Consider the following 25,497-nt stretch of genomic DNA (forward strand, 5'->3'; position numbering starts at 1 on the left):
CGCTGTTTATCGTCAGGCAGACGACTATGATCGCGGCATGTCGCCCTACGACCCGTCGGCCTATCCGCCCTTCGCCGTCACCGTCGACCTGGTCGTGCTCACCGTTCGGCGCCATGCGCTCTGTGCGCTGGTCGTCCGTCGGGGTGAGCAGCCGTTCCAGGGGCGCTGGGCGCTGCCCGGCGGCTTCGTCCGCGGGGACGAGGACCTTGCGGCGGCCGCGGCCCGGGAGCTGTCCGAGGAGACCGGGCTGTGCGCGCACGACCCCGCCGTCCCCGACGGGGGCAACGGGGCGCACCTCGAACAGCTGGCGACCTACGGCGATCCGAAACGTGATCCGCGGATGCGCGTCGTCAGCGTGGCGCACCTGGTGCTGGCTCCGGACCTGCCGGCTCCCCGGGCGGGCGGTGACGCGAACAGCGCGCGCTGGGCCCCCGTCGACGAGCTCCTGGCCGCGGACGAGGCCCAGACCGCCGCGGGGCTCGCCTTCGACCACGCCCGGATCCTCGCCGACGGCGTGGAGCGGGCCCGGTCGAAGATCGAGTACTCCTCCCTGGCCACCGCCTTCTGCCCTCCGGAGTTCACCGTCGGAGAGCTGCGCCGGGTGTACGAGGCGGTCTGGGGCGTGGCCCTGGACCCGCGGAACTTCCACCGCAAGGTCACCGGGACCCCCGGGTTCCTCGTACCGGCCGGGGGAACGACGACCCGTCAGGGCGGACGTCCCGCGCAGCTGTTCCGTGCAGGAGGGGCGACCCTGCTCAACCCGCCGATGCTGCGGCCGGAAGTCTGACCCCCCGGCACCCCCTCCCGGCCCTGCTCCTGCCCCTCCTCCCGATCCGGCACCGGCCCTGGTGCCGCGGCCGACGGCAATACGGGTGCACCGACGGACCGGTTGCGCCGAAAATCGGACATATCGCGTTATCTTGCTTGGGGAACTCACCCTGCCGCAGAGCGGTCTCACCCCCCGCGAGAGAAGCGATGCTCCAGGCAATCGGACTCACCAGCACACCCCGTCGAGGGGCCTCGCCCCGAGTGGACGACCTCACCTTCGAGGCCCGCCCCGGCAGCGTGACCGCGCTGCTCGGCGAGCCAGGTTCGGGCAGGACGACCGCGCTGCGGCTCATGCTCGAACTCGAACCGGGCCGCGGCGTCACGTACTTCCGAGGCCGGCCGCTCCACCGGATCCCGTACCCCGGCCGTGAGGTCGGCGTGCTGCTCGGCGACGTTCCCGGCAATCCGTCGCGGACCGTCCGCAACCAGCTGCGGATGCTCTGCGCCGCCGCCGGGGTGCCGGCCTCACGGGCCGACACCATGCTCGAGGTCGTCGGCATCGCGGGCCTGCGGGACCAGCGGCTCGGTTCGCTCTCGCTCGGCATGGAGCGCCGGGTGGCGCTGGCGGCGGCCCTGCTCGCCGACCCGTGCACCCTGCTCCTGGACGAGCCCGGCGCCGGGCTCTCCCCCCGCGAGAGCGGCTGGCTGCACGGGCTGTTGCGCGGTCACGCCTCCCTCGGCGGCGCGGTGCTCTTCACCACCGGCGACGCCAAGGAGGCCGCACGCAGCGCGGACCGCGTCGTCAGCATCGAAGCGGGCCGGCTCGTCGCCGACCAGGACGCTGCCGACTTCGCCCGGACCCGGCTGCGCCCCAGGGTCGCCGTGCGCACCCCGCACGCCGCCCGGCTGGCCGACGTACTGGGCCGGGAGGCGCGGGCCGCCCAGCGGGCCGTGGAGATCGTCGAGGAGAGCGGCAGCCGCCTCTCCGTGTACGGGAGCAACTGCGCCGAGGTCGGTGAAGCGGCCTTCCGCCACGGCGTGCTGGTCCATCAGCTCGCCGACGAGACCGGTGACGCCGGTGCACCGGTGTCCGGCGTCCCGCACGCCCGCGCCCGGGCCCTGCCCGTCACCGCGGGAGCCTGCGACGCGCCCTCGGGCGAAGCCTCCGGCGAGGCGGACGGCGGCCGGTCGCTGCGCCGCGACCGCCGTGGCCCCGCCTCCGTGGTGCGCCGGGTCGGCGGGCCGCTGCGGCCGCTCCGCTACGAGCTGCTGCGGATCTTCGGCACTGCCACGCCCGTCCTCACCGCGGCCCTCGTCGTCGTCGCCTCCGTCGTCACGGCCCTGATCCTGGCCCGGGCCGGCCAGACCCCGCAGAACCGGCTGCTCGCCGCCTGGCCGGAGCTGCTGCCGCTGCCGCCCGCCGCCCTCGGCGCGGGGCTGCTCGGCGCCCTGGCCTTCGGTGAGGAGTACCGCTACCCGGCGCTCGCCGCCGACCGCGGCACCGTCCCGCGCCGGATGGGGCTGCTCGCCGCCAAGCTCGGCGTCTGCGCCGCCCTCGCACTGTCGCTCGGCGCGCTGACCGTGGCCGCGGACGCCGGAGCCCTGGCGCTGGTCTTCGACAGCGGCCCGCCGCGCACCCCGGTGGAGTGGCTGTCCCCGGCCGTGAGCTGGGCGGGCCTGCTGGTCGGCTGCGCCTGGGCCGGAGTGCTCGCCTCCGGCGTCTTCCGGTCCGCCACCGCGGGACTGGCCGCGGTGCTCGCCGTACCGGTCATGGTGGTTCCCCTGGTGCGCAAGGCACTGGACGGTCCCTCCGCGTACCCCACCACCGGACTCGCGTCCCGGCTGCGCGGCCTGGCCTGGGCGCAGTGGCCCCCGGAGGCGGACCGCATCGTCCTCGGGGCCCTGCGGGTGATGGCCCAACCCGTGGGCACCGCGCTGGTGTTGTCGCTGATGGTCCTGTTGTGCGCCTATGGGTTCACCGGACTGCGCAGTCGCGTCCGTTGGTGATCGTTCCGGTGCGGGACGAGGCTGGGTGGGACCGTTGAAGTCCACCTCGCGTGAAGCGGACCGCAAGTCCCCGTAAAAGGCCCGGTTCTTTACGATAAGTCGTCAATTGCGTAGGTGGCACCGATCACCCTTTCGTGTGCTTTTCACCAAAGACCTCAAGGGTCATGGAGGCACGGCCGACAAAGGATTCGTGAGTACCCTTGCGCACACCATGATGACCGCCGCCCGCCACGCCGACTCCGGCCTCGCCGGCCCGGGCGAACTCGACCGCTACCCCTTCGCGGAGACCCCCGGGTCCGAGCGGGGCGGAGCGCCCCACTGGGACGGCGCCGACGTGGAGTTGAGCCGGGTCGGCCGCCGCGCCGCCGGCAGCCGTGGCCGCGGACTGCACGGCCAACTCGTCCAGCAGCTCGGCCAGATGATCGTTTCCGGCGACCTCGGTGCCGACCGCCCGCTGGTGCCGGAGGAGATCGGCCAGCGATTCGAGGTCTCCCGTACGGTCGTCCGCGAATCCCTGCGGGTCCTGGAGGCCAAGGGCCTCGTCAGCGCCCGCCCCAACGTCGGCACCCGGGTGCGGCCCGTCGCCGACTGGAACCTGCTCGACCCCGACATCATCGAGTGGCGCGCCTTCGGCCCCCAGCGCGACGACCAGCGCCGCGAACTGGGCGAGCTGCGCTGGACCATCGAACCGCTCGCCGCCCGCCTTGCCGCCGGCCACGGACGCCCCGACATCCAGCAGCGCCTCGCCGACATGGTCGAGATCATGGGCCACGCCCTCGGCCAGGGCGACGCGATCACCTTCGCGCGGGCCGACAACGAATTCCACGCCCTCCTCATCCAGGTCGCGGGCAACCGCATGCTGGAGCACCTCTCCGGCATCGTCTCCGCGGCCCTCCAGGTGTCCGGCAGCCCCATCACGGCCTGCGACCGCCCGAGCGAGGCCGGCGTCGCCCACCACGCGCGGATGGTCGAGGCGCTCGCCGCCGGCGACGCGACGGGTGCGGAGAACGCCATGCGACAGCTCCTGACGGTGCATCCGGAGGTCGAGCGCGTGGTGCCCGCCCCGCGCGAGCACTGACGGGCGTACGCGCGGGGGCGCGGGGGTGCACGACATGTCGCCGGGCCCGGTCGGGTCCGGCGACACCGGCGTGTGGAGCCGTACGCGGCTCCGGCCCGGGAAGCCCCTCCCGCCCGGGGCCGCGGCCGCGCCGTCACCGCGCCGCTGCCGTGCCGGCGCAGTGCCCGGGCCCCGTGGTCGCGGGGCGGCGCGCGAACCACGCGTATGGCCGTATGCCGGGCATTGGCGCATACGGGGTGTGACTCGGGCCACGAAGATTGGGCGTAACGCTCTGCGAGGTCACGCGATGACCTAAGAGGTGATGGCCGACGGAGGGAAGACAGCAGCCCTTGGGGGTGCTGTGCAGCTCCCCGGCCCCCGCTCGCGCCCCCGGCCCATCCCCAGTCGGTGGTCGTCGGCTCCGGTCCAGCACCACCAGGCCCGGCGTCGGAAGCCGTTCCCATCGTTCCGAGAGGTTGTTCGTGTCGGCCAGCACATCCCGTACGCTCCCGCCGGAGATCGCCGATTCCGAGTCTGTGATGGCGCTCATCGAGCGGGGCAAGGCCGAGGGGCAGATCGCCGGCGATGACGTGCGTCGGGCCTTCGAGGCTGACCAGATTCCTGCGACCCAGTGGAAGAATGTTCTGCGCAGCCTCAACCAGATCCTCGAGGAAGAGGGTGTGACGCTGATGGTCAGTGCCGCGGAGTCGCCCAAGCGCACCACCCGCAAGAGCGTCGCAGCGAAGAGCCCCGCCAAGCGGACGGCCACGAAGACCGTCACGGCGAAGACGACGGCAGCGCAGCCCGCCACCACCAGCACTCCGGCCGCCGAGGTCACTGCGGCCGGGACGGCGGACGCGGAGGCCGTGGACGCCCTCGCGGACGAGGCCGGGACCGAGCCCGCAGCCAAGAAGACCGCGGCCAGGAAGACGGCGGCGAAGAAGGCCGCTCCGGCCCGCAAGACCGCGGCCAAGAAGACCGCGGCGAAGAAGACCGCCTCCAAGAAGGACGCCGACGAGGGCGACGACGAGAGCTCGGACGAGGGTCCGGAGGCCGCGAAGTCCGAGTCCGACGATGAGGAGGAGGGCGGGGAGAACAAGGGCTTCGTCATCTCCGACGACGAGGACGACGCCCCTGCCCAGCAGGTGGTCGTCGCCGGAGCCACCGCCGACCCCGTCAAGGACTACCTCAAGCAGATCGGCAAGGTCCCCCTCCTCAACGCGGAGCAGGAGGTCGAGCTCGCCAAGCGCATCGAGGCCGGACTCTTCGCCGAGGACAAGCTGGCGAACTCCGACAAGCTCGCGCCCAAGCTCAAGCGCGAACTGGAGATCATCGCCGAGGACGGCCGCCGCGCCAAGAACCACCTGCTGGAGGCCAACCTCCGCCTCGTGGTCTCCCTCGCCAAGCGCTACACCGGCCGCGGCATGCTCTTCCTGGACCTGATCCAGGAGGGCAACCTGGGTCTGATCCGCGCGGTCGAGAAGTTCGACTACACCAAGGGCTACAAGTTCTCCACGTACGCGACGTGGTGGATCCGGCAGGCGATCACCCGCGCCATGGCCGACCAGGCCCGCACCATCCGCATCCCGGTGCACATGGTCGAGGTCATCAACAAGCTGGCCCGCGTGCAGCGCCAGATGCTCCAGGACCTGGGCCGCGAGCCCACCCCGGAGGAGCTGGCCAAGGAACTCGACATGACCCCCGAGAAGGTCATCGAGGTCCAGAAGTACGGCCGCGAGCCGATCTCCCTGCACACGCCGCTCGGCGAGGACGGCGACAGCGAGTTCGGTGACCTCATCGAGGACTCCGAGGCCGTGGTCCCGGCCGACGCCGTGAGCTTCACGCTCCTGCAGGAGCAGCTGCACTCGGTGCTCGACACGCTCAGCGAGCGCGAGGCCGGCGTGGTGTCGATGCGCTTCGGCCTCACGGACGGCCAGCCGAAGACCCTCGACGAGATCGGCAAGGTCTACGGAGTCACGCGCGAGCGCATCCGCCAGATCGAGTCCAAGACGATGTCGAAGCTGCGTCACCCGTCCCGTTCCCAGGTCCTGCGCGACTACCTGGACTGACCGGCACGGGGCGGTGCGCCGGTGGCCGCGCGGGTGCGCACGGCCACCGGGCATCCCACTCTGGGTGGAGTCATGCACACTCAGAGTCAGGAGGCCTCATGCGTCGTCCCTTTGCCCGTGTCTTGGCGGGCGCGCTGACCCTGGTGGCGGGAGCGGCCGCGGCGCCGCTGGCCCAGATGCCGCAGGCAGCCGCGGACAGCGTGGTGATCGGCGGGAAGCCGGTGAAGGTGGCCGACAGCCCCTGGGTCGTGGCCCTCGCCAGCCGTGACCGGTTCGGGGGTACGCGGGGCGGGCAGTTCTGCGGGGGCGTGATCGTGGCCCCGACCAAGGTGCTCACCGCGGCCCACTGCCTGGCTCCCCAGGTGCTGGGCGGTCCGGTCGAGTCCGTCGCGGACTTCCGGGTGATCGCCGGACGTACGGAGCTCGGTGCGGCCGACGGCCGGGAGATCCCCGTGCGCGGGGCCCGGGTGAACCCTGCCTACGATCCGCGGAGCAATGCCGGGGACCTGGCCGTACTGGAGCTGGACGAGGCCGTACCGGCCCACTACGTCCTGCCCATGGCCGGGACGGGTCATCCCGCCTACGCGGCGGGCACGGGCGCGGCCGTCTACGGATGGGGCGACACCAGCGGTTTCGGTGACTACGCGTACGCGCTGCGGGCGGCACAGGTGACGGTCCTGGCGGACGAGGTCTGCGGGCGGGCCTACCCGGGGGACGCCGACGGGCAGTACCGGGCCGACTCCATGGTGTGCGCGGGGGACGACGGGGGCGGCAAGGACGCCTGCCAGGGGGACAGCGGGGGTCCGCTCGTCGCCCAGGGCCGGCTCATCGGCCTGGTGTCGTGGGGGCGCGGCTGCGGGCGGGCCGACAGCCCGGGGGTGTACACGCGCATCGCGCCGCTCGCCGGCTTCGTGACGGGCCCGGAGAGGGCCGCGCAGCCGCCAGGGGTCCAGGACACCGCGCGGGGCCCTGCGAGGGGCTCCGGGCCCGGTGCATGGCCCGTGCAGGGGCATCGCACGCGATAGCCGGGGTTCCCTGACGGGTCCGGACATGAGGACGGGCGGCTTCCCTGGGTCTCAGGGAAGCCGCCCGTCGACCGGCCTGGCCGGTCCTGGCTCGTCGGATGCGAGGTGCAGGCCTGTGTCAGCGGTCCTCGGGTTCGGCATTGGCAGCCGGAGCGGACGTGAGCCGCTCGGTCTCATCCTGTATTTCCGCGGCGATCTTCTTGAGTTCCGGCTCGAACTTGCGACCGTGGTGGGCGCAGAAGAGCAGTTCACCGCCGCTCAGCAGGACGACGCGCAGATATGCCTGGGCGCCGCAACGGTCGCATCGGTCAGCGGCCGTCAGCGGGGTCGCGGGTGTCAGAACAGTAGTCACGTCGCCTCTTCTCTAGCTCGACGAGCTGTCGTACCAGGGTCAACATCCAACCAGGCCGAAAACGTTCCCGCTCGCGGCTTTTCCTCGAAACTTCCTTCCGAAGCTGGCCGGCTGTTGCCGGTTGGCGGCGAAGGAGCCGTATTGCGTTGCTTTACGGTTTCGCGTTGTCAGTCGTTCGCATCTTGCAGTTCCATCCTCCCCGGCGTGAGTGCCAGGTTGTTCATGAGGACGTGCCCGAACCCTAAATGGTTCATGCCTCGAAGGGAACGTGATGTTTGCTTCACCCTCTCGGGCGATCGAACATCCGTGCGGATCTGCACTACGCTGGTGAACCGCGAGGGTGGCGTTGCATCGGCTCTACCAGGCCTCGGTACCCTTCGACCGGCACCCGAGCCACCCCTGAGCCCGACAGGGCCAGAAAAGAAATTCAGCGAGGAGCGAACTGCGTGACCGCCGACACGTCCGTGCCTTCCAGCGCGCTGCTGTCCGGAGCAGACCGGGACGGTTCCAACTACACCGCGCGGCACCTGCTCGTCCTCGAGGGCCTCGAGGCCGTCCGCAAGCGCCCCGGCATGTATATCGGTTCCACCGACAGCAGGGGCCTCATGCACTGCCTGTGGGAGATCATCGACAATTCCGTCGACGAGGCCCTGGGCGGCTACTGTGACCACATCGAGGTGATCCTCCACGAGGACGCTTCCGTCGAGGTCCGGGACAACGGCCGCGGCATCCCCGTGGACGTCGAGCCCAAGACCGGTCTGTCGGGCGTCGAGGTCGTCATGACCAAGCTGCACGCGGGCGGCAAGTTCGGCGGCGGCTCGTACGCGGCCTCCGGCGGCCTGCACGGCGTGGGCGCCTCCGTGGTCAACGCGCTCTCCGCCCGCCTGGACGTCGAGGTCGACCGCAACAGCTCGACGCACGCGATCAGCTTCCGCCGCGGCGTCCCCGGCATGTTCACCGAGCAGGGCCCCGACAGCCCCTTCGACCCCGCCAACGGCCTGCGCAAGACCAAGCGCGTGGCCAAGGGCCGCACCGGCACCCGCATCCGCTACTGGGCCGACCGCCAGATCTTCCTCAAGGACGCCCGCCTCGGCCTGGAGACGCTCTACCAGCGCGCCCGCCAGACCGCCTTCCTGGTGCCCGGGCTGACCCTGGTCGTCCGCGACGAGCGGGGCATCGACGGCGCCGGCAAGACCGAGGAGACCTTCCGCTTCGACGGAGGCATCAGCGAGTTCTGCGAGTACCTCACCCAGGACAAGGCCGTCTGCGACGTCCAGCGCCTGACCGGCACGGGCACCTTCAAGGAGACCGTCCCGGTCCTCGACGACCGCGGCCACATGACCCCCACCGAGGTCACCCGCGAGCTCGGCGTCGACATCGCCCTGCGCTGGGGCACGGGGTACGAGACCAACGTCAAGTCCTTCGTGAACATCATCGCCACCCCCAAGGGCGGCACCCACGTCTCCGGCTTCGAGCGTTCGGTCGCCAAGACCGTGAACGAGGTGCTGCGCTCCGCCAAGCTGCTGCGCGTGGCCGAGGACGACGTGGTCAAGGACGACGCGATGGAGGGCATGACGGCCGTCGTCACCGTCCGCCTCGCCGAGCCGCAGTTCGAGGGCCAGACCAAGGAGGTGCTGGGCACCTCGGCCGCCACCCGGATCGTCTCCGCCGTGGTCGCCAAGGAGCTCAAGGCCTTCCTGACCTCGACCAAGCGCGACGACAAGCAGCAGGCCCGCGCCGTGATGGAGAAGATCGTCGCGGCCGCCCGGACCCGGATCGCGGCCCGCCAGCACAAGGACGCCCAGCGCCGCAAGACGGCGCTGGAGTCCTCCTCGCTGCCCGCCAAGCTGGCCGACTGCCGCAGCGACGACGTGGACCGCAGCGAGCTCTTCATCGTCGAGGGGGACTCCGCCCTCGGTACGGCCAAGCTCGCCCGGAACTCCGAATTCCAGGCACTCCTGCCGATCCGCGGCAAGATCCTCAACGTCCAGAAGTCCTCGGTCTCGGACATGCTCAAGAACACCGAGTGCGGGGCGATCATCCAGGTCATAGGGGCCGGCTCGGGCCGTACCTTCGACATCGACGCCGCGCGCTACGGGAAGATCGTCCTGCTCGTCGACGCCGATGTGGACGGCGCGCACATCCGCTGCCTGCTGCTCACCCTCTTCCAGCGGTACATGCGGCCGATGGTCGAGGCGGGCCGGGTCTTCGCGGCCGTCCCGCCGCTGCACCGGATCGAGCTGGTCCAGCCGAAGAAGGGGCAGGACAAGTACGTCTACACGTACTCGGACAACGAGCTGCGCCAGACCCTGCTGGAGTACCAGCGCAAGAACATCCGCTACAAGGACTCGATCCAGCGGTACAAGGGCCTCGGCGAGATGGACGCGGACCAGCTGGCGGAGACCACCATGGACCCCCGCTTCCGCACCCTGCGCCGGATCAACATCGGCGACCTCGACTCGGCCGAGCAGGTCTTCGACCTGCTCATGGGCAATGAGGTGGCCCCGCGCAAGGAGTTCATCACCAGCTCCGCGGCGACCCTGGACCGTTCGCGCATCGACGCCTGACCGGCACGGACGACCGTCGGCCCCGGGGAGCGCGCTCCCCGGGGCCGTGGCATGCGGTCCTGCTGCCACGGACCGGCGCGACGGCACACCGCTGCCGTTCACTCCATCACCTGAAGGAGTGAAGAGCACCGGGACACCAGTCCGGAAACCGTCCATTCCGCACATCCTTGTGGGCACGCGGCCAATGCGGCGGCGGACAAGGAGAGTTCGGTGGACAAGCACGAAGGTCCCGATGCCGGAACGATCCGGCTGAGCGACCCCTGGTACGACGCGCTCGCCGTCGGCTGGGGCGAGGGAGAGGAAACGTCCCCGCCGCGCCCGGCCCCCGACGGCCGGCCCGCACCCGGCGCGTCCGACATCTACCTGGAAGTGCAGCGCAGCGCGGCCTTCCAGGAGGTCCGCAGCCGCTACCGAAGGTTCGTGATCCCCGCGACCGCCGGTTTCCTCCTCTGGTACGTCGCCTACGTGGTCGCCGCCACCGCGGCGCCCGGCCTGATGGCCCGGCCGGTGGTGGGCGCGGTCAACGTGGCCCTGCTGGCGGGGCTCGGCCAGTTCCTCAGCACCTTCCTGCTGACCTGGGCCTACGCACGGCACGCCCGGCTGCGCCGGGACCGGGCCGCCCTCGACCTGCGCTGGACCGTCTACGAGCAGGAGCAGGTCCGCCGGGCGGACGGCGGGGAGCGCAACCGCTCCGCCAGGGGGGCGGGCCGGTGACCTCCGAGCACCAGAGCCTCGCGCTGATCCTGTTCAGCCTCTTCATCGCCGTCACCCTCGGCATCACCACCTGGGTCAGCCGCAACCGGCACGGCTCGGCGGAGGAGTTCTATGCGGGCGGGAGGCTGTTCTCCCCGCTGGAGAACGGTTTCGCCATCGCGGGCGACTACATGTCGGCCGCGTCCTTCCTCGGGATCTCCGGTCTGATCGCCCTCTTCGGCTATGACGGCCTGCTGTATTCGGTCGGCTTCCTCGTCGCCTGGCTACTGGTGCTGTTCCTGGTCGCCGAACTGGTCCGCAACTGCGGGCGCTTCACCCTCGCCGACGTGGTCGCCGCCCGGATGAGCGAGCGGCCGGTGCGGATCGCGGCTGGAGTCTCCTCGGTCGTCGTCTCGGTGCTGTACCTCGTCGCGCAGATGGTCGGCGCGGGCAGCCTGGTCGGGCTGCTGCTCGGGAACTCGAGCGCAGCCGCCCGGACGCTGACCGTGATCGGGGTCGGCGCACTGATGGTGGTCTACGTGACCTTCGGCGGGATGCGGGCCACCACCTGGATCCAGATCGTGAAGGCCGTGCTGCTGATGGGCGGGGCGATCACACTGACCGTGCTCGTGCTGCTCCGCTTCCACGGCAACTTCGACCAGCTGCTCACGGCCGCCGCCGACCGCAGTGGACACGGGGCGCGGTTCCTGAGCCCCGGCCTCAAGTACGGCGGGGACTGGACCGCCCGCTTCGACTTCATGAGCCTCGGGCTCGCGCTGGTCCTCGGGACCGCCGGGCTGCCGCACATCCTGTCGCGCTTCTACACGGTGCCCACGGCGCGGGCCGCCCGCCGTTCGGTGGTCTGGGCGATCGGGCTGATCGGCGGCTTCTACCTGATGACCATCGTGCTGGGCTTCGGGGCGGCCGCCCTGGTGGGCCCCGCGGAGGTCCGGGCCTCCAACGCCTCGGGGAACACGGCCGTTCCGCTGCTCGCGGCGCATCTGGGCGGGGGAGCGGGATCCACCGGGGGCACGGTGCTGTTCGCCCTCGTGGCCGCCATCGCCTTCGCCACCATCCTCGCCGTCGTCGCCGGGATCACCCTGGCCTCGTCCGCCTCCGTCGCCCACGACCTCTACGCCTCCCTCAAGCGCCGGCGGGCCCGGCAGCGCAGCGAGGTCACGGTGGCGCGGGCCGCGGCCGTCGGCATCGGGGCGGTGGCGATCGCGCTCGGACTGTTCGCCCAGGACCTCAACGTGGCCTTCCTGGTGGGGCTGGCCTTCGCGGTGGCGGCATCGGCGAACCTGCCGGTGCTGCTGTACTCGCTGTTCTGGCGCGGCTTCACGACCCGCGGGGCGGTGTGGTCGGTGTACGGGGGGCTGGTCCCGGCGCTGGTCCTGGTGGCGCTCTCGCCGGTGGTGTCGGGCAGCCCCGAGGCCTTCTTCCCCGGCGTGGACTTCCAGCTCTTCCCGCTCCAGAACCCCGGCCTGGTGTCGATCCCGCTGGGCTTCCTGGCGGGCTGGCTGGGCACGGTCACCTCCGGTGAGGTGCCGGACGAGGCGAAGCACGCGGAGACGGAGGTCCGCTCGCTGACGGGCGCCGGGGCCGTCTGAGCGCGCTCAGGCCGGCCCCTCCGAGGGGAGCCAGGTGTAGCGGTGCTCGGGGCGGCCGGTCTCGCCGTAGCGGAGGGCGAGCGTCACCCGGCCCGAGCGTTCGAGGAGCTTGAGGTAGCGCTGGGCGGTCTGGCGGCTGATCCCGGCGCGGTCGGCGATCTGCTGGGTGGAGAGCGGGCCCGCGGCGGCGCGCAGGACCTGGCGGACCAGGTCCGCGGTGGTGGGGGAGTGTCCTTTGGGGAGCTCGTTGGGGGTGCCGGCCGCGGCGAGGGCGCCGAAGATCCTGTCCACCTCGGACTGTTCGGCCTCGCCTCCGGTCTCCAGGGTGCGGCGCAGCGCCCCGTAGGCCTCCAGCCGGGTGCGCAGACCGGCGAAGGTGAAGGGTTTGACCAGGTACTGGAGGGCGCCGAGGCGCATGGCGGACTGGACGGTCGCCAGGTCGCGGGCGGCGGTGACCATGATCACGTCGGTGCGGTGGCCGAGCTGGCGCAGGCGGCGGACCAGGTCCAGGCCGTTCTCGTCCGGCAGGTAGTGGTCGAGGAGGATCAGGTCCACCGGGTGGGCGGTGAGGAAGCCGAGGGCCTCCGCTGCCGAGTGGGCCCGGGCCGCCACCCGGAATCCGGGGACCTTGGCCACGTAAGCCGCGTTGATCCGGGCCACACGCACGTCGTCGTCGACGACAAGTACGTCCAGTACGTTCAGGGCGTTCAGGGCGGAGTCCGGGGTCTCGTTCACCGCAGGGCCTCCGGGAGCAGGACGGAGAATTCCGCCCCTCCGTCCGCCGCTTCACCGGCCCGGGCGCTGCCGCCCTGGCGTTCCGCGAGACGGCGTACGAGGGCGAGGCCCAGGCCGCGCTCGCGGTGGGCCCTGGGCTGCTTGGTCGACCAGCCCTCCGTGAAGATCTCCTCGCGGCGCGCGGCAGGGACCCCGGGTCCGCTGTCACGCACCCGCAGCACGGCGGTGCGGCCCTCGGCGCGCAGCTCCACCTCGACGAGGGGGGCCGCCGAGCCGGCGGCGGCGTCCAGGGCGTTGTCCACCAGGTTGCCCACGATGGTCACGAGGCCGCCCGGGTCCACCAGGCGGTCGGGGAGGAGGGTGGTCCCGGCCAGCCGCAGGGGGACGCCCCGTTCGGCGGCCACGGTCGCCTTGCCCACCAGGAGGGCGGCCAGCAGCGGGTCGTGGACCTTCTCGGTGACCTGTTCGGCGGTGGTGCGGTGCACCCCGGCGACCTCGGTCACGAACTCCATCGCCTCCTCGTGCAGGCCCAGCTCCAGCAGGCCGAGGAGGGTGTGGAGGCGGTTGGCGTGCTCGTGGTCCTGGGCGCGCAGGGCATCGATGAGGCCCCTGGTGGAGTCGAGCTCGCGGCCCAGGTGCTCCAGCTCGGTGCGGTCGCGCAGGGTGGCCACCGCGCCGCCGTCCTCGGTGGGCATCCGGTTGGCGACCAGCACCCGCCCGTCCTGGACGGTGAGGAGGTCGCGCCCGGTGACGCGGCCGGACAGGACGTCCGTGGTGCGGCCCGTGCCGAGCACGTCGTCCAGCGGACGCCCCGCGAGGGTGTCCGGGGAGTCGGGGGCCAGGCCCAGCAGCCGGGCGGCCTCGTCGTTGACGAGCCGGACCCGGCCGCCGGGGTCGAGGGCGATGACGCCCTCGCGGATGGAGTGCAGCATCGCCTCGCGTTCGGCGAGGAGGCCGGCGATGTCCGAGAAGGCCAGGTCGCGGGTCTGCCGGTGGATCCGGCGGGACAGCAGGTAGGCGGCGAGTGCCCCTGCCGCCAGGGCGCCGCCCGCGTAGGCGAGCATGCCGGGGATGGCGCCAAGGAGACGGTCGCGCACGCTGTCGTAGGCGATGCCGACGGAGACGGCGCCGACGATCTCGCCGTCGGCCGCGACCAGCGGGACCTTGCCGCGGGCGGAACGGCCCAGGGTGCCTTCGTCGATCTCCATCACCTCGCGCCCGGCCAGGGCGTCGCTCGGGTCGGTGGAGACGGGCAGGCCGATGCGGTCGGGGCTGGGGTGCGAGCGGCGGATGCCGTCCAGGCCGAGGACGACCACGTACTCGGCCCCGGTGGCCCGGCGCACCCGCTCGGCGGAGGCCTGCACGGGGCTGTCCGCGGAGGCCCCGGAGCCGAGCACTCCGGCGGCCAGTGCGGGGTCGGCCGCGGTGCTCTGTGCGATGGCCAGGGCCCGCCGCATCGCCTGGTCGTCGAGCTGCGCGCTCAGCGGTGCCAGGAAGAGCCCCGTGGCCAGCACGACGACCCCCGCGGCGATGGCCAGCTGGGTCACGAGGATCTGGGAGACGGCCCGTCGGGGCAGCCCGAGGCGTCGAGCACTCATGTGGAGGAACCGCATGAGGAGCAACGGTAGGTCGACCCGGCCCCAAGTGGAATTTCTCGTGTCTACGCAAATGGCTTGCGCGATTTGCACCCAGCTTGCGCAAGAGATGGAGGCATGAAAGTGCGGTCAGAGCTGTAGACGATTCGGCAAAGCTCTGCAACTCTCGCACGGCAAGACGCAAATTCCTATCTCACCTGGTTCAGAAAACTCATGCCGAGGGACGAGGACATATGAGAAGGCTCCACTGGAGATGGCGGGCCCTGGCTGCCCTCCTCAGCACGGTCCTGTTGCTGATGGGCTGGCCCGCACTGAACGCCGCAGCCGCCGGCGGTCCGAGCATCGCGGCCGGCCGGCCCGCGGCCGCGAGCAGCACCAACGGCGCCTTCACGGCCGCCAACGTGACCGACGGGAACCAGTCGACGTACTGGGAGAGCGCCGGAAGCGCCTTCCCGCAATGGGTGCAGACCGATCTCGGCGCCACCACCCGGATCGACCAGGTGGTGCTCAAGCTGCCCGCCTCGTGGGAGAGCCGCAGCCAGACCCTGTCCGTCCAGGGCAGCGCCGACGGCACCAGCTTCAGCACCCTGGTGAACCCGGCGGCCCACACCTTCAGCCAGGGCAGCGGGAACACGGTCACCATCGGTTTCCCCGCCGCCCAGACCCGGTACGTCCGCATCAGCATCACGGCCAACACGGGCTGGCAGGCCGCCCAGCTCGCCGAGCTGGAGGTCCGCGCCCCCGGCGAGTCCTCGGTCAACCTGGCGCTCGGCAAGACCCTCACCGCGAGCACCAGCACCCAGGTCTACGTCCCGGCCAACGCCAACGACGGCAACACCGCCAGCTACTGGGAGAGCGCGAACAACGCCCTGCCCCAGTGGATCCAGGCCGACCTCGGCGCCTCCGTACGCGTGGACCGAGTGGTCCTGCGACTGCCCGACACCTGGGGTGCCCGCACCCAGACCCTGAAGATCCAGGGCAGCGCCAACGGCACGGAGTTCGCCGACCTCACCGCCTCCAAGGCCTACGCGTTCGATGCGGCGGGCGGCAACGCGGTCACGATCACCTTCGACGCCGCCACCACCCGCCACCTGCGCGTGCTGATATCGCTCAACTCCGTGCAGCCCGGCGGCCAGCTCTCCGAGCTGGAGGTCTACGGCCCGCAGACCGGCGACACCCAGGCCCCGACGGCCCCGACGGCGCTCGCCTACACCGAGCCCGCGACCGGCCAGATCAAGCTCACCTGGCAGGCCTCCACCGACAACGTGGGCGTCACCGGCTACGACGTCTACGCCAACAACCAACTGCGCACCAGCGTGGCCGGCAACGTCACCACCTACACGGACACCCAGCCCACCGGCGCGAACGTCACCTACCACCTCCGGGCCAAGGACGCGGCAGGCAACCAGTCGCCCGACAGCAACAGCGTCACCCGCGCCGGGGACACCGGTGACACCCAGGCCCCCACCGCCCCCGGCTCCCTCACCCTCACCGAGCCCGCGACCGGCCAGGTCAAGCTCACCTGGCAGGCCTCCACCGACAACGTGGGCGTCACCGGCTACGAGGTGTACGCGAACAACGTGCTGCGCACCACCGTGGCCGGGAACACCACCACCCACACGGACACCCAGCCGGCGAGCGCCACCGTCAGCTACTTCGTCCGGGCCAAGGACGCCGCGGGCAACCGCTCCGGCGACAGCAACTCCGTGACGCGGGGCGGCTCCGGAGGCGGCGGCTCCAACCTGGCGGTCGGCAAGCCAGTCACCGGATCCTCCGTGATCCACACCTTCGTCGCCGAGAACGCCAACGACAACAGCACCGCCACCTACTGGGAGGGCGCCGCGGGCGCCTACCCGAGCACCCTGACCGTGGGGCTCGGGGCCAACGCCGATGTCGAGCGCCTCGTCCTGAAGCTCAACCCGGACAGCAGCTGGGGCGCACGCACCCAGCACATCCAGGTCCTCGGCCGGGAACAGAGCGCCTCCGGAGTCAGCGGCCTGGTCGCCGCCAAGGACTACGTCTTCGACCCGGCGTCCGGCAACACCGTGACGATCCCGCTGACCGCCCGCGTCGCGGACGTCCAGCTGAGGTTCACCGCCAATACCGGCTCCTCCAACGGTCAGATCGCCGAGTTCCAGGTCATCGGCGTCGCTGCGCCCAATCCGGACCTGGAGATCACCGCCCTGAGCGCTGCCCCGGCCGCCCCGGTCGAGTCGGATCCCGTCACCTTGTCCGCCACCGTCAGGAACAGCGGTCCCGCCCCCGCCGCCGCGACCGCCGTCTCCTTCCGGCTCGGGGGCACCAAGGTGGCCACCGCCCAGGTGCCCGCGCTCGCGGCCGGGGCCACGGCCACCGTCACCGCCGCGATCGGCCCGCGGGACGCGGACACCTACCCGCTGGGCGCCGTCGTCGACGAGGCGAACACGGTCGTCGAGCAGAACGACACCAACAACAGCTTCACCGGCTCCCCGCTCGTGGTCCGCCCGGTCGACAGCTCGGACCTGGTCGCCTCCGCCGTGAGCTGGTCGCCCAGTGCCCCGTCCGCGGGGCAGCCGGTGGCGTTCACGGTCACCGTGAAGAACCAGGGCTCGGTCGCCGCGGCCGCGGGCACGCACGCCGTCACCCTCACCCTGCAGGACGCGGGCGGCGCCACCGTGCGCACGCTCACGGGCTCCTTCAGCGGGGCCCTCGCCGCCGGGGCCTCCGCCGCCCCGGTGGCGCTCGGCAGCTGGCCGGCCGCCAACGGGAAGTACACGGTGCGCACCGTGCTGGCCGACGACGCCAACGAGCTCCCCGTCAAGCGCGCGAACAACACCTCCACCCAGTCCTTCTTCGTGGGCCGCGGGGCGAACATGCCCTTCGAGACGTACGAGGCCGAGGACGCGGTGGTCGGCGGCGGCGCAGGAGTCGTCGGGCCCAACCGCACGATCGGCGACATCGCGGGCGAGGCCTCCGGCCGCAAGGCCGTCAGCCTCGACGCGACCGGCGAGTACGTCGAGTTCACCACCCGGGCCGCCACCAACACCCTGGTCACCCGCTTCTCCATCCCGGACGCCCCGGGCGGCGGAGGCATCGACTCCACCATCAACGTCTATGTGAACGGGACCCTCAAGAAGAGCCTGCCCCTGACCTCCAAGTACGCCTGGCTGTACGGCGCCGAGGCCAGTCCGGGCAATTCGCCCGGCTCCGGGGCGCCCCGCCACATCTACGACGAGGCCAACATCCTGCTGGGCGAGACCGTCCCGCAGGGAAGCCGGATCCGCCTCCAGAAGGACGCGGCGAACACCTCCACCTACGCCATCGACTTCGTCAGCCTGGAGCAGGCCACGGAGCTCCCCAACCCCGATCCCGCGAGCTACGCGGTGCCCGTCGGCTTCAGCCACCAGGACGTCCAGAACGCCCTGGACAAGGTGCGGATGGACACGACCGGCAAGCTCACCGGGGTCTACCTGCCGCCCGGCGACTACCAGACGGCGAGCAAGTTCCAGGTGTACGGCAAGGCCGTGCAGGTGGTCGGCGCCGGACCGTGGTTCACCCGCTTCCACGCCCCGTCGTCCCAGGACAACACCGACATCGGCTGGCGCGCGGAGGGCACCGCGAAGGGCTCCTCCTTCTCGGGCTTCGCCTACTTCGGCAACTACACCTCGCGCATCGACGGACCGGGCAAGGTCTTCGACTTCGCAGGCGTCTCCGACATCACCATCGACAACATCTGGAACGAGCACATGGTGTGCCTCTACTGGGGCGCCAACACCGACCGGATCACCATCAAGAACTCGCGGATCCGCAACATGTTCGCCGACGGCATCAACATGACCAACGGCAGCACGGACAACCTCGTGACCAACAACGAGGCGCGGGCCACGGGCGACGACAGCTTCGCGCTGTTCTCCGCGATCGACGCGGGCGGCGCGGACATGAAGAACAACGTGTACGAGAACCTGACGACGATCCTGACCTGGCGGGCAGCGGGCGTGGCCGTCTACGGAGGCTTCAACAACACCTTCCGCAACATCCACATCGCCGACACCCTCGTCTATTCGGGCATCACCATCAGCTCCCTGGACTTCGGGTATCCGATGAACGGTTTCGGCACCGATCCGACCACCTTCGAGAACATCTCGATCGTCCGGTCCGGCGGCCATTTCTGGGGCGCGCAGACCTTCCCGGGGATCTGGCTGTTCTCGGCCTCGAAGGTGTTCCAGGGGATCCGGATCAACAACGTCGACATCGTCGACCCGACGTACAGCGGAATCATGTTCCAGACGCAGTACGTCGGCGGTCAGCCGGTCAATCCCATCAAGGACACCGTTTTGAGGGACATCACCGTCACCGGTGCGAAGAAGAGCGGTGACGCCTTCGACGCCAAGTCCGGCTTCGGCCTCTGGGCGAACGAGATGCCCGAGGCGGGACAGGGGCCGGCGGTCGGTGAGGTCACCATCCACAACCTGAAGACGAGCGGCAACGCCGTGGACGTGCGCAACACGACCTCGACCTTCAGGATCAACCAGCTGCCGTGACGGAGCGGTGGGCCGGATGCCGCCCGGGGATCGTCCCGGGCGGCATCCGGCCCTGTCGTGCGCGCTCTTCCGGCAGTCGCTTTCCTGCGTCAAACTGGCTGTAATCGAACTGCAAGGAACTTGCATTTCTTGCGCTACTCTTGCGCTCATGACGCGACGACTTGCTCAAGTGGCGAAGAAGGTGGGAGTCAGCGAGGCAACGGTCAGCCGGGTGCTCAACGGCAAGCCGGGCGTCTCGGAGGCGACCCGCCAGTCCGTGCTCACCGCCCTCGACGTCCTCGGCTACGAGCGTCCCACCCAGCTGCGGGGCGAGCGCGCGCGGCTGGTCGGGCTGGTCCTGCCGGAACTGCAGAACCCCATCTTCCCGGCCTTCGCCGAGGTCATCGGCGGCGCGCTGGCGCAGCAGGGACTGACTCCGGTGCTGTGCACGCAGACCACCGGCGGCGTCTCCGAGGCCGACTACGTCGAGCTGCTGCTCCAGCAGCAGGTGTCCGGCGTGGTCTTCGCCGGCGGGCTCTTCGCCCAGGCCGACGCCCCGCACGACCACTACCGGCTGCTCTCCGAGCGCAAGGTCCCGGTGGTGCTGATCAACGCCTCCATCGACGACCTGGGCTTCCCCTGCGTGGCCTGCGACGACGCCGTCGCGGTCGAGCAGGCCTGGCGCCACCTGGCCTCCCTCGGGCACGAGCGGATCGGCCTGGTGCTCGGCCCGCCCGACCACATGCCCTCCCTGCGCAAGCTGGCGGCCGCGCAGGCGGTGGCCGCCGCGGCCGGGTCGGAGCTGCCCGCCGCCCATGTGGAGCGGGCGCTGTTCTCGCTGGAAGGCGGCCACGCGGCCACCTCCCGGCTGCTCGACCGGGGGGTCACCGGCATCATCTGCGCGAGCGACCCGCTGGCCCTCGGCGCGGTGCGGGCCGCCCGCAGGCGCGGGCTCCACGTCCCCCGGGAGGTCTCCGTGGTGGGCTACGACGACTCGGCGTTCATGAACTGCACCGAGCCCCCGCTGACCACCGTCCGCCAGCCCATCGAGGCCATGGGCAGGGCGGCGGTCGAGCTGCTCACGGCGCAGATCCAGGGGGCCGCCGTACAGCCCGGAGAGCTGCTCTTCGAGCCGGAACTGGTGGTCCGCGGCTCCACCGCGCAGGCCCCGCGGGCCTGAGCGCCCGCCGCCCCCCCCAGGGTCCGCGCGCTGCGACCAGGGCTCCGGAACGTCCCATGGACGGTCCGGAGCCCTTTTTGCGTCCCCGTACGGCACTCCACTGTCAATCTCTTACGAAATCTGCGCGAGATATTGCGTTCATCTGTGGGTGGTGGTTGAGTGTGCCGCGCTCGCCCCCACGCCTCCTGCTCGATGCTCGAAGGGGACCACCGATGAGAACCCACGTCCGCCGCAACGTCGCGGCCGCCCTCGTCTCCGCGCTCGCCGTCACGGCCCTCGCGGCCTGCGGAACGAGCAGCAGCTCAGACGGCGACAAGCCCCCGGCCGGCGGCTCCACCGACGCCTCCGCCCCGCTCGACCCGAAGGCCAAGGTCACCCTCTCCATCGACTGCATGCCGCCCGCGGCCAAGGCGGCCGAGCTCAAGGAGTGGAAGGAGGACGTGGCGGAGTTCAACAAGACCTACCCGAACGTCACGATCGACGGCCGCTCCACCCCCGGCCAGTGCCTGGAGCCCCCGCGCTTCACCGCGATGCTCAAGGCGAAGTCCCAGCCCGACGTCTTCTACGCCTACTTCACCGATCTCCAGCAGGTGCTGGACAACGACGGGGCCGAGGACATCTCGGCGTACGTCACGCCCGCCTCGGTGCCCGCGCTCCAGGACATCGACAGACACGTCCTGGACGTCCTGAAGCGCGACGGGAAGCTCTACGGGCTGCCCACCAGCAACTACACGATGGGCCTGCTGGTCAACCGCAAGCTGTTCCAGCAGGCCGGCCTGGACCCCGACTCCCCGCCGCGCACCTGGGAGGAGGTCCGGGCGGCCGCCAAGAAGATCGCGGCCCTCGGCAACGGGGTCGCCGGCTTCGGCGAGTACAGCGTGGAGAACACCGGAGGCTGGCACTACACGGCCACCATGTACGGCCTGGGCGGCGAGGTCGTCGGCGCCGACGGCAAGGCCGCCTTCAACAACGCCACCGGCAAGCAGATCGTCGACAACCTCCACGCCATGCGCTGGGAGGACGACAGCATGGGCCGGACCCAACTGCTCAAGTGGGGTGACCTGCAGAAGCAGATGGCCTCGGACAAGCTCGGCATGTTCCTGGCCGCACCCGACGACATCACGTACATGGTCCAGCAGCTCGGGGCCGAGTACGCGAACTTCGGAATGGGCCCCATCCCCGGCGGCGCGGCCACCCTCGCCGGCGGCAACGGCTACATGATCAAGAAGGGCAGCTCGCCCGACCAGGTCAAGGCCGCCGTGGCCTGGCTGAACTTCAAGACCCTCGCGGTCGGCAAGGGGCAGTTCCGGTACGACCGGAGCAAGGCCGACGGCCTGCCGGTCGGCCTGCCCCAGCCGGCCTTCTTCACCGGGGCCAGCAAGGCCGAGGACGACAAGCTGAAGGCGGCGAGCGCCACCATGCCGGTCGCCAACTTCAAGGCCTTCCTGGACCACCCGGTGCCCGGCAAGGCGGAGCCGGTGAAGGCGCAGGAGGTCTACAAGGTCCTCGACAAGGTGATGTCGGCCGTCCTCACCAACAAGGACGCCGATCCCGGTCAGCTCCTCGCCGAGGCGGAGAAGGCGGTCAACCAGGTGCTGGCCAACCAGTAGCGGAACCCGGATGGGCCCGGCGGCCCGCTTCCCCGCCCTCCGCCGCCCGGGCCCTCCGCCGCCGGCCCCTCCGTACCGCCCGGCCTCCGTACACGCCCGGCCTCCGTACCGCCCGGGCCCTGCGCACCGCACCGGCCCGCACCAGGTACCCGTACCGCGTTCCCGTACGGCGTCACCACACCTGCACCCGTACCCGTACCCGCACCGAGGAGCGAGCGCCGATGTCGGCTCCCACCCTGCCCCGAGGCTCCCGTGAGGAATTCCTCAGGGCGTTCAAGCGGAACCTGACGGCACACGGCTTCCTGATCGGCGCCGTCCTCTGCTTCTCCTTCTTCTCCTGGTACCCGATGGTCCGGGAGTTCCTGCTGGCCTTCCAGAAGACCGAGGGCGGCACCACCCGCTGGGTCGGCTGGGACAACTTCGCCTACGTCTTCCGGGACCCGAACGTCTGGCAGGCCTGGCGCAACACCCTGCTCTTCACCGGGCTGGCCCTGCTCCTCGGCTTCGTCCTCCCCTTCGTGGTGGCCCTCGTCCTGAACGAGTTCCGGCACGCGCGCGGCTACCTGCGCCTGCTGGTCTACCTGCCGGTGATGATGCCGCCGGTGGCCTCGGTCCTGCTCTTCAAGTACTTCTACGACCCGGGCTACGGCCTCTTCAACCGGGCGCTGGAATTCCTGCACCTCCCGGCGCAGGACTGGCTCCAGTCCACCGACACCGCGATGCTCTCCGTCGTCCTCGCCTCCACCTGGATGAACATGGGGGGCGCGACCCTCATCTACCTGGCCGCCCTCCAGGGCATCCCCGGCGAGCTGTACGAGGCGGCCGAACTCGACGGGGCCGGTCTGCTGCGCAAGGTCTGGCACGTCACGATCCCGCAGACCAAGCTGATCCTCTCGCTGATGCTGCTGATGCAGATCGTCGCGACGATGCAGGTGTTCGTCGAACCGTTCCTGCTGACCGGCGGGGCCGGACCCGAAGGATCGACCACCACCGTCGTCGTCCTCATCTACCAGTACGCCTTCAGCTTCAACCACTACGGAGGTGCGGCGGCCCTGGGGCTGTGCCTGCTCGTCCTCCTCGCCGGCTTCTCCGCCGTGTACGTCCGGCTGAGCCGCGACAACGAGAACTGACCGGACCAGAACCCGCCGGGGGAGTACTTCACATGGCAGAGCGCACCCTGATATCACCGGCCCAACTCGGCCGCACCCGAGGCAGGATCGTCTACTGGACCGTCCTCGTCCTGGTCGTCGCGGGCTTCACCCTCGTCTTCCTCGGGCCCCTCTACTGGATGGTCTCGAACGGCCTCAAGAGCACCGCGGAGTTCGCCGAAGTCCCGCCGACCCTGGTCCCCGACTCCCTGCACACCGCCAACTACACGGCCGCCTGGAAGGTCATGGACCTGGCCAGGCTGCTGCTCAACACCCTCTACTACGCCTTCGGCGCCCTGGCCTTCCAACTGGTCCTCGACGTGGCCGCCGCCTACTCGCTCTCCCGGCTGCGACCGCTCTTCGGCAAGGCGGTCCTCGGGATGATGCTGGCGACCCTGATGATCCCGGCGACCGTGCTCGTCGTACCCCAGTACCTCACGGTCCTCGACATGCCGGTCATCCAGCGGAACCTGCTCAACACCCCCTGGGTGATCTGGCTGCCGTCCGTCACCAACGCCTTCAACATCTTCCTGCTGAAGCGGTTCTTCGACTCCATCCCGCAGGAGATCCTCGACGCGGGAGCCATCGACGGGGCCAGTGCCCTGCGCACCCTGCGCTCCATCGTCCTGCCGATGTCCCGGCCCGTCCTCGGCGTCGTGTCGATCTTCGCGATCGTCGGGGTCTGGAAGGACTTCCTCTGGCCGATGCTGACCCTGCCCGACCCGGCCCTCCAGACGCTCAACGTCGGCATCTACTCCCTGGCCTCCGGAGTCCCCGAGAACCACCTCATCGCCGCCCTCGCGATGGCCTCGGCGCCCACGCTCATCCTCTTCCTGATCTTCCAGCGCAACATCATGAGCGGTCTGACGGCAGGCTCCCTCAAGGGCTGACCACCCCGCACGCCCGCCGCCGCGCCCGGCCGCCCCCTGCGAAAGGACCCCTCCGTGGCTGACTTTCCCCTGCCCGAAGACTCCGCCGACTGGTGGCGCTCGGCCGCCATCTACCAGGTGTACGTCCGCAGCTTCGCCGACGGCGACGGGGACGGCACCGGTGACCTCGCAGGCGTCCGGGCCCGCCTCCCCTACCTCGCCGAACTCGGGGTGGACGCCCTGTGGTTCACCCCCTGGTACCTCTCCCCGCTCGCCGACGGCGGCTACGACGTCGCCGACTACCGCGCCATCGACCCCGCCTTCGGCACCCTGGCCGAGGCCGAGAAGCTCATCGGCGAAGCCCGCGAGCTGGGCATCCGGACCATCGTCGACATCGTCCCGAACCACGTGTCCGACCAGCACGCCTGGTTCCGGGCCGCCCTCGCCGCCGGCCCCGGCAGCCCCGAGCGGCAGCTCTTCCACTTCCGCCCCGGCCGCGGGGCCGGCGGCGAACTGCCGCCGGGGGACTGGCCCTCCCAGTTCAACGGCGCCGCCACCTGGACGCGGGTACCGGACGGGGAGTGGTACCTGCACCTGTTCACCCCGCAGCAGCCCGACCTCAACTGGGACCACCCGGCCGTTCGCCGCGAGCACGAGGAGGTCCTGCGCTTCTGGTTCGAACGGGGCGTGGCCGGCGTACGGATCGACTCCGCGGCCCTGCTGCTGAAGGACCCGGCCCTGCCCGACCTGGCCGGACGCTCCCCCGAGCCGTGGCCCGGCGAGGTCCACCCGTACATCGACCGGGACGGGCTGCACGCCGTCTACCGCTCCTGGCGGGCCGTCGCCGACGAGTACGGGGCCGTCTTCGTCGGTGAGGTCTGGCTGCCGGACTCCGAACGCTTCGCCCGCTACCTGCGCCCCGACGAGCTGCACACCGCCTTCAACTTCTCCTTCCTCAGCTGCCCGTGGGACGCCGGACGGCTGCGCACCTCCATCGAGGAGACCCTCGCCGAGCACGCCCCCGTCGGGGCTCCGGCCACCTGGGTGCTCTGCAACCACGACGTGACCCGTACGGTCACCCGCTACGGGCGCGCCGAGACCGGCTTCGACTTCGCCGCCAAGGCCTTCGGCACCCCGACCGACCTGGGTCTGGGCACCCGGCGGGCGCGCGCCGCCGCCCTGCTGACGCTGGCCCTGCCCGGGGCGGTCTACGTCTACCAGGGCGAGGAGCTGGGGCTGCCGGAAGCCGAGGTCCCGCTCAGCCGGATCCAGGACCCGATGCACTTCCGGTCGGGCGGCACCGACCCGGGCCGGGACGGCTGCCGGATCCCCCTGCCGTGGACCGAGGAGCCCTGGAACGACCCCTGGCTGCCGCAGCCCGAGGGCTGGGCGCGGTACGCCGCGGACCGCCAGGACGGGGACCCGGACTCGATGCTCACCCTCTACCGCACCGCCCTCGGACTGCGCCGCGCGGCGGCCGGGTTCGGCGGCGGCACCCTGGAGTGGCTGCCCGCGCCGCCCGGGGTGCTGTCGTTCGCCCGCCCCGACGGGCTGGTCTGCACGGTCAACCTGTCCGAGGTCCCGGTCGCACTGCCGGGCCGCGCCGAACTCCTGCTGAGCAGCTCCGCCCTCGACGGTACGGGGCTGCTTGCGCAGGACACGGCGGTCTGGCTGCGGACCTGACGCCGCAGCCGGACCGTTCCGTCTCCCCGG

The 25,497-nt window shown here is 71.2% G+C and carries 17 protein-coding genes; 14 read left to right on the forward strand and 3 right to left on the reverse strand.

All coding sequences use genetic code 11. From position 1 onward, the window contains the following. Positions 1 to 37: 37 nt before the first annotated feature. The 5 genes from IO30_RS0112650 to IO30_RS0112670 all read left to right on the forward strand — a co-directional run bounded on the left by IO30_RS0112650 (position 38) and on the right by IO30_RS0112670 (position 6,926). The gene (locus tag IO30_RS0112650) at positions 38 to 787 is read left to right on the forward strand and encodes an NUDIX hydrolase (protein ID WP_031142361.1); all 750 of its coding nucleotides are present in this window, start codon (positions 38 to 40) and stop codon (positions 785 to 787) included. 188 nt (positions 788 to 975) lie between these two features. Then, on the forward strand, positions 976 to 2,775 hold the full coding sequence (locus tag IO30_RS0112655; RefSeq protein WP_031142362.1) for an ATP-binding cassette domain-containing protein: 1,800 nt from the start codon (positions 976 to 978) through the stop codon (positions 2,773 to 2,775). A 136-nt stretch (positions 2,776 to 2,911) separates the two neighbouring features. Continuing rightward, complete coding sequence (locus IO30_RS0112660) at positions 2,912 to 3,853, forward strand: FadR/GntR family transcriptional regulator (RefSeq protein ID WP_272933189.1); 942 nt, start codon at positions 2,912 to 2,914, stop codon at positions 3,851 to 3,853. Between the two features lie 461 nt (positions 3,854 to 4,314). Continuing rightward, positions 4,315 to 5,901: an RNA polymerase sigma factor gene (locus tag IO30_RS0112665; protein ID WP_031142364.1), complete on the forward strand. Its 1,587-nt coding sequence runs from the start codon at positions 4,315 to 4,317 to the stop codon at positions 5,899 to 5,901. 98 nt (positions 5,902 to 5,999) lie between these two features. Further along, a complete protein-coding gene (locus tag IO30_RS0112670; RefSeq protein ID WP_051902178.1) occupies positions 6,000 to 6,926 on the forward strand; it encodes a S1 family peptidase in 927 nt (308 codons plus the stop codon). Positions 6,927 to 7,044: 118 nt separating this feature from the next. Here the strand turns inward: IO30_RS0112670 and IO30_RS43355 are convergent, their stop codons facing one another. Next, positions 7,045 to 7,278 (reverse strand): DUF7455 domain-containing protein, encoded by a 234-nt coding sequence (locus tag IO30_RS43355; protein WP_030016583.1) that lies wholly within the window; start codon positions 7,276 to 7,278, stop codon positions 7,045 to 7,047. Between the two features lie 446 nt (positions 7,279 to 7,724). Between IO30_RS43355 and IO30_RS0112680 the strand changes: the two genes are divergently transcribed. The 3 genes from IO30_RS0112680 (at position 7,725) to IO30_RS0112690 (ending at position 12,148) form a co-directional block, all read left to right on the forward strand. Then, positions 7,725 to 9,845 carry a DNA gyrase/topoisomerase IV subunit B gene (locus IO30_RS0112680; RefSeq protein WP_031142367.1) on the forward strand — a complete coding sequence of 707 codons (2,121 nt, stop codon included), beginning with the start codon at positions 7,725 to 7,727 and terminating at the stop codon, positions 9,843 to 9,845. 210 nt (positions 9,846 to 10,055) lie between these two features. Further along, positions 10,056 to 10,559, forward strand: a complete 504-nt coding sequence (locus tag IO30_RS40380; RefSeq protein WP_037893881.1) for a DUF485 domain-containing protein — start codon at positions 10,056 to 10,058, stop codon at positions 10,557 to 10,559. Continuing rightward, positions 10,556 to 12,148: a solute symporter family protein gene (locus IO30_RS0112690; protein ID WP_031142371.1), complete on the forward strand. Its 1,593-nt coding sequence runs from the start codon at positions 10,556 to 10,558 to the stop codon at positions 12,146 to 12,148. Before IO30_RS40380 ends, IO30_RS0112690 begins: the two co-directional genes overlap by 4 nt. A 6-nt stretch (positions 12,149 to 12,154) precedes the next feature. Here the strand turns inward: IO30_RS0112690 and IO30_RS0112695 are convergent, their stop codons facing one another. Beyond that, positions 12,155 to 12,883 (reverse strand): DUF7342 family protein, encoded by a 729-nt coding sequence (locus tag IO30_RS0112695; protein ID WP_051902180.1) that lies wholly within the window; start codon positions 12,881 to 12,883, stop codon positions 12,155 to 12,157. Then, positions 12,880 to 14,481, reverse strand: coding sequence for an ATP-binding protein (locus tag IO30_RS0112700; RefSeq protein ID WP_237403405.1), 1,602 nt, complete (start codon positions 14,479 to 14,481; stop codon positions 12,880 to 12,882). Before IO30_RS0112700 ends, IO30_RS0112695 begins: the two co-directional genes overlap by 4 nt. A 230-nt stretch (positions 14,482 to 14,711) precedes the next feature. Here IO30_RS0112700 and IO30_RS0112705 point away from each other — a divergent pair, with 230 nt between their 5' ends. From IO30_RS0112705 to IO30_RS0112730, 6 genes are all read left to right on the forward strand, one after another. Beyond that, positions 14,712 to 18,998, forward strand: a complete 4,287-nt coding sequence (locus IO30_RS0112705) for a galactose-binding domain-containing protein (protein WP_031142377.1) — start codon at positions 14,712 to 14,714, stop codon at positions 18,996 to 18,998. 148 nt (positions 18,999 to 19,146) lie between these two features. Then, positions 19,147 to 20,157 carry a LacI family DNA-binding transcriptional regulator gene (locus tag IO30_RS0112710; protein ID WP_031142379.1) on the forward strand — a complete coding sequence of 337 codons (1,011 nt, stop codon included), beginning with the start codon at positions 19,147 to 19,149 and terminating at the stop codon, positions 20,155 to 20,157. A 212-nt stretch (positions 20,158 to 20,369) separates the two neighbouring features. Then, positions 20,370 to 21,767 carry an ABC transporter substrate-binding protein gene (locus IO30_RS0112715; RefSeq protein WP_031142380.1) on the forward strand — a complete coding sequence of 466 codons (1,398 nt, stop codon included), beginning with the start codon at positions 20,370 to 20,372 and terminating at the stop codon, positions 21,765 to 21,767. A gap of 221 nt (positions 21,768 to 21,988) precedes the next feature. Continuing rightward, entirely contained in the window at positions 21,989 to 22,897 is a 909-nt protein-coding gene (locus tag IO30_RS0112720) for a carbohydrate ABC transporter permease (protein WP_037893884.1), read from the forward strand. 32 nt (positions 22,898 to 22,929) lie between these two features. Continuing rightward, complete coding sequence (locus IO30_RS0112725; protein ID WP_031142384.1) at positions 22,930 to 23,805, forward strand: carbohydrate ABC transporter permease; 876 nt, start codon at positions 22,930 to 22,932, stop codon at positions 23,803 to 23,805. Positions 23,806 to 23,859: 54 nt separating this feature from the next. Beyond that, entirely contained in the window at positions 23,860 to 25,467 is a 1,608-nt protein-coding gene (locus IO30_RS0112730; protein WP_237403404.1) for a glycoside hydrolase family 13 protein, read from the forward strand. The last annotated feature ends 30 nt before the right edge of the window (positions 25,468 to 25,497 follow it).

This window comes from Streptomyces xanthophaeus (assembly GCF_000725805.1).
Taxonomy (GTDB): domain Bacteria; phylum Actinomycetota; class Actinomycetes; order Streptomycetales; family Streptomycetaceae; genus Streptomyces; species Streptomyces xanthophaeus.